The sequence below is a fragment of the Reyranella soli genome (assembly GCF_007992495.1).
GTDB classification, from domain to species: domain Bacteria; phylum Pseudomonadota; class Alphaproteobacteria; order Reyranellales; family Reyranellaceae; genus Reyranella; species Reyranella soli.
Genome location: NZ_BKAJ01000124.1, coordinates 1 through 5012, shown reverse-complemented (window position 1 = coordinate 5012; position 5012 = coordinate 1). Strand labels below are relative to the sequence as shown.

General features: G+C 67.0%; 6 protein-coding genes. 2 read left to right on the top strand and 4 right to left on the bottom strand.

Features of this window, described 5'->3' with window-relative positions:
* The first annotated feature begins 59 nt into the window (after nucleotides 1–59).
* Nucleotides 60–887, top strand: a complete 828-nt coding sequence (locus RSO01_RS31985; RefSeq protein WP_147154623.1) for an alpha/beta hydrolase family protein — start codon at nucleotides 60–62, stop codon at nucleotides 885–887.
* A 5-nt stretch (nucleotides 888–892) separates the two neighbouring features.
* On the opposite strand, the gene RSO01_RS31980 is transcribed toward RSO01_RS31985, so the two are convergent.
* The 4 genes from RSO01_RS31980 to RSO01_RS31965 are packed head-to-tail and all read right to left on the bottom strand — an operon-like array spanning nucleotide 893 to nucleotide 3921.
* The gene (locus tag RSO01_RS31980) at nucleotides 893–1672 is read right to left on the bottom strand and encodes an ABC transporter permease (protein ID WP_147154622.1); all 780 of its coding nucleotides are present in this window, start codon (nucleotides 1670–1672) and stop codon (nucleotides 893–895) included.
* Nucleotides 1669–2415, bottom strand: a complete 747-nt coding sequence (locus tag RSO01_RS31975) for an ABC transporter ATP-binding protein (protein ID WP_147154621.1) — start codon at nucleotides 2413–2415, stop codon at nucleotides 1669–1671. Before RSO01_RS31975 ends, RSO01_RS31980 begins: the two co-directional genes overlap by 4 nt.
* Nucleotides 2416–3285, bottom strand: coding sequence for a dioxygenase family protein (locus tag RSO01_RS31970; RefSeq protein ID WP_147154620.1), 870 nt, complete (start codon nucleotides 3283–3285; stop codon nucleotides 2416–2418). It abuts the gene before it with no gap.
* 27 nt (nucleotides 3286–3312) lie between these two features.
* The gene (locus tag RSO01_RS31965; RefSeq protein WP_218037518.1) at nucleotides 3313–3921 is read right to left on the bottom strand and encodes a GNAT family N-acetyltransferase; all 609 of its coding nucleotides are present in this window, start codon (nucleotides 3919–3921) and stop codon (nucleotides 3313–3315) included.
* Nucleotides 3922–4088: 167 nt separating this feature from the next.
* On the opposite strand from RSO01_RS31965, the gene RSO01_RS31960 reads away from it, so the two are divergent.
* Nucleotides 4089–4934, top strand: coding sequence for an aspartyl/asparaginyl beta-hydroxylase domain-containing protein (locus tag RSO01_RS31960; RefSeq protein WP_147154618.1), 846 nt, complete (start codon nucleotides 4089–4091; stop codon nucleotides 4932–4934).
* Nucleotides 4935–5012 lie beyond the last annotated feature (78 nt).

Sequence of the window (5012 nt, the reverse complement as noted above, 5' to 3'; positions counted from 1 at the left end):
GCGCGCTTCCAGCGCGCCCATGATCACGAGCGCGCTGGAAGCGCGCGGTCCGGAAGAGCATGACAACGACGCCACGCCGTCTATTCGCTGCCCTGCTGGCGCTGCTTCTCGCCGGCGAAGCCTCGGCCCAGACGCGCGAGCAGGTCATCGGCGTGTCGATGCTGGCCACCGTCATGCGCCCGCCGGGCGAGCAGCGCCGTCCCTTGGCCATCATCAACCACGGCTCGCCGGCCACCGCCTGGCAACGGCCAGAAATGGATTTGCCGCGCTATGAACCGCTGTCGTCATGGTTCGTCGAACGCGGCTATGTCGTCGTCCTGCCGCTGCGCCGCGGGTATGGCGACACCGGCGGCGGATGGGCCGAGGGCTATGGAGACTGCGACGAGCCGGACTACTACACAGCCGGCCTGCACGGCGCCGAGGACATCCAGGCCGCGCTCGATGTGATGCGCAAGCAACGCTACGTCCTGCCCGACCGTTCGATCGTCGTCGGCCATTCGGCCGGCGGCTGGGCGACGCTGGCGCTGTCGAGCCGCAATCCGCGCGGCGTCGCCGGCATGATCAACGTCGCCGGCGGCCGCGGCGGCCGCCAGACTATCGGGGACGGACGCATCGGCAACTGCAAGCCTGGCGAGCTGGTGAAGGCCGCGGGCTGGTACGGTGAGACGGCGCGACTGCCCGTGCTCTGGATCTATGCCGCCAACGACACCTTCTTCAGCCCCGCCCTCGCCCGGCGCATGGTCGACGCCTACAACAAGGCCGGCGGCAACGGCACCTACCGCCCGCTCGGCGAATTCGACGGCAATGGCCACACCTTCGTCGGCGACGAAGATGGTGTGGCGTTCTGGGAGAAGCCGGTCAGCAGGTTCTTGGACAGCCTCAAGTAGGCCGTTCAGTTTTCGCCATCCAGGGCGCTTTCGTGCCACCGCCGCAGCAGCAGGTGGCTGAGCCAGCTGAGCACCAGGTAGATCACGATGCCGATCGCCGAGATCAGCACCAATGCCGCGAACATGCGCGGAATCTTGAGCTGATAGCCCGATTCGAGGATGCGCCAGGCGAGGCCCGAGGCATTGCCGCCAGTACCGGCCACGAACTCCGCCACCACCGCCCCGATCAGTGCCAGGCCGCCCGAGATGCGCAGCCCGCCCAGGAAGTACGGCAGCGCCGCGGGCAGGCGCAGATCGACCAGGGTCCGCCATCGGCCGGCGCCATAGAGGTGGAACAGGTCCAGCAGGTTGGGATCGACCGACCGCAGCCCGAGGATGGTGTTCGACAGGATCGGAAAGAACGCCACCAACCAGGCGCAGATCAGCAACGAGAGCTCGACATTGTTGGCCCACACGATGATCAGCGGCGCGATGGCGACGATCGGCGTCACCTGCAGGATGATGGCGTAGGGGAACAGCGACTGCTCGACCCAGCGCGACAGCGAGAACAGGATGGCGAGCAGGCCGCCAATCACGACGGCGGCCGCGAGCGCCTCGAGCGTGATGCGCACCGTGACCAGCAGCGACGGCTCGAGCGTGCCCCAGTCGGCAACCAGCGTCTTCGCCACCAGGATCGGGCCGGGCAGGATGTAGGACGGGATTGCGGCTGCGCGCACGACGCCCTCCCACAGGGCGAGCATCAGCACACCGAGCACGATCGGGGCGATCACCTTGGCGTCGGTCATGCCGCCATCGCCTCGCCCAGTCGCGACGAAGCCTGCCGGCACCAGGCCGCATACTCCGCCGAGGTGCGAAAGCCCTGGCTGCGCGGATAGGGTTCGGTGACGGCAAGCTCGGCCGACACGCGGCCCGGCCGCGCTGCCATCACGACGATACGCTGCGACAGGAACACCGATTCGAAGACCGAGTGCGTGACGAACACGACCGTGACGCCGCTCTGCTGCCACAGCTCCAGCAGATCGTCGTTCAGGCGATGCCGCGTGATCTCGTCGAGGGCGGCGAACGGCTCGTCCATCAGCAGCAGCTTGGGCTGGATCACCAGGGCGCGGGCCAGCGACACGCGCATCTTCATGCCGCCCGACAGCTCGCGCGGCCAGACACGCTCGAAGCCTTTCAGCCCGACATCGCCGAGCGCCTCGGCCGCCCTCGCCTCGCGCTCGCTCTTCGCCATGCCGCGCAGCTTCAGCGGCAGGGCGACGTTGGCGATCGCGGTGGCCCACGGCATCAGGGTCGGCTCCTGGAAGACGAAGCCGAGATCTGCCTTGCCCGTTTCGTCCGACCACTCGACGGTGCCTGCCGTCGGCTCCGTCAGCCCGGCGAGCAGGCGCAGCAACGTGGATTTGCCGCAGCCGGACGGCCCCAGCACGCTCACGAACTCGCCCACCCGTACGTCGAGCGATACGTCGGCGAGAGCTTCTACCCCGTTGGCAAAGACCTTGGAGACGCCGCGAACGCCGACAAGACGCATTCAGGCCGACGGCAGCGTCAGATCGAGCGTCGCGGTCCATACCGGCATCGGCAGGGTGTCGCGCGCCGCGAGATTGGCCGGCAGCTCCTTTCGGTCGGCGACCTTCTTGAACGGCAGCACCAGGCCCGCGCGCACGCCGAACACGGCGTCGCCGTCGAGATACTTGTCGTCCTCGGGGAAGAACTCGGTGATCAGCGGATTGTGGCCGGGCGCATTGATGATCATGTGCAGATGCGCCGGCCGCCAGGCGTTTCGGCCGAGAGCGCGCAGCATGTCGCCGGCCGGGCCGTCGTCGGGCACGGTGTAGGCGATCGGCCGCACCGTCGAATAGGAGAAGGTGCCGTCGTCGGCCACCTTGAGCTGGCCATGATAGTTGGTCGGCGAGTTCTTGGGATCCTGCTGGGAATAGAGCCCGTTGCCGCCGTTCTGCCAGAGCTGCAGCATCGCGCCCTTGGCGGGCGCGCCCTTGCCGTCTCTGATGCGGCCATGCACGACCAGGGGCTCGCCGACCTGGCCCTTCCACAGGTCGCCGCCGTTGGGCAGCTCGGGCGAATTCTCGATGAGGAACGGCCCCAGCACCGACGACTGCGTGCCGGTGGTCGCCGCGTTGATCATGTCGACCAGCGACGAGACGCCCAGAAGGTCCGAGAACAGGATGTATTCGTTGCGCTTGTCGTCGGTGAACCTGGTCGCGCGCGTGAGCGCATCGATCGCCGCGCCCCACTCCGCCTGGGTGACCTTGTTGTCGCGCACGAAGCTGTGCAGGTGGCCGGCCAGGCTCACCAGCAGGGTGCGGGTGCGCTCGGACGGCGCGTTCTTGGCATAGTCGGCAAAAGCCTGAGTGATGCTGGTCGGCGTCAGGTTGCGCATGAAGAACTCCTCCGGGGTGACGGCCGTCTAGCGGGCCGCTCTCAGGAGGGCATCGTAGTCGGCACGCAGCAGGGCGAACAACAGATGGTCGGCCCACTGGCCGTTGATGCGGAGGTACTGCCGCGCCAGCCCCTCCTCGTGGAACCCGACCTTGGCCAGCACGCCCTTGGACGGCTCATTGTGAGGCAAGCAGGCGGCCTCCAGGCGGTGAAGCCGGAGATCGTCGAACACGAAGGGCAAGGTGGCGCGCAGCCCGTCGGTCATCAGGCCCTGGCCGGCATAGGGCTGGCCCATCCAGTAGCCGACCGCGGCGGCCTGGGCGACGCCGCGGCGCACATTGCTGAGATTGATGCCGCCGGCCAGCCGGCGCCCCTCGTTGGTGAAGATGAACAGGCTATAGGCCTCGCCGGCCCGCCATTCGCGGGCCTGCTGGCGCAGGCGGCGGCGGTAGTGGTCGCGACCCAGGGAATCCTCCGGCCAGGTCGGTTCCCACGGTGTGAGAAAGGCCCGGCTGCGGGCCCTGAGCTCCGCCCATTCGGCCCAGTCGTCCATGGTCGGAGCCCGCAAAAATACCCGCCGACCGGCGATTCTGGTCATCCCGGACAGCGACAATGGGACATCGGCAAAGCGGAACATCTTGGTCTATAGTAATCCAGCTTTGGAATTGTTACATGTTTTCCGAGGCTTGACGTAGGAAATTGAGACCGTCGGCCGCGCCGCCCAGCCTAAAGCCAGGTCTTGAAAAAGCCCGCCGGTAATATGAAATTCCCCCTCCCCAAGGAGTCATCCCGTTCAGGACGGCCATGGATACAGACAATACCCCTGTCGGCCAGAAGGGCCGCTTTTATCTGACCAAGCACATCTGGGTCCCGCAGGAGCCCATCGAGAAATTTAATCTCAAGATGTCGGACATGATCCTGCGCCGCATGCCCAAGCTGCCGCTGGGCGGCGAGGATGCGATCCGGGTCTTTCCGGTCTTGGCCGAGCTCAAGAAGAGCCATGACAAGATCAAGGCCGACCTGCAGTACCTGCTGAGCCATCACGAAGAGATCCCGGCGCTGCACGAAGTCCATCCGCGTGATCTGTTCGTGCCCGGCCGCGCCTGGCGCACCTTCCTGCTCAAGATCTGGGGCCACGAGGTCAAGGAGAACACCGCCGCGGTGCCCGACACCTACGAGGCGATCTCGCGCATCCCGGGCGTGCACACGGCGCTGTTCAGCATCCTGGCCGGCGGGGCGGAGATCGAGCCCCATCGCGGCTCGGCGGCCGGCGTGATCCGCTTCCACTATCCGCTGATCGTGCCGAAGGAGCCGGAGAAGTGCTGGATCGAGATCGGCGGCCATCACTTCTTCTGGAAGGAAGGCGAGCCGCTGGTGTTCGACGATACGCGCGAGCACTGGGTCAAGAACCAGACCAACGAGACGCGTGTGGTGCTGATCATCGACTTCAACGCCAACATGCCGTTCCCGGTGAACCTCTACACCGACCTGCGCTACAACCTGATCCGGCGCAGCGCCGAGGTGAAGGCCGTCCGGGAGCGCGCCGCCATCGGCGTGCCGCCGCGCAACCCGCCGCCGCCGCAGATGTCGCAGGGCCTGATCAGCATGGCGAGCCACACGACCTCGCCGGTGGGCGTCGACCGCAAGTAGGCTAGGCCTTCATGCTCCTCTCCCCCGCTAGGGGGAGAGGTTGGGTGAGGGGGTTGCACGGGCTGTCGAAGCCCCCCC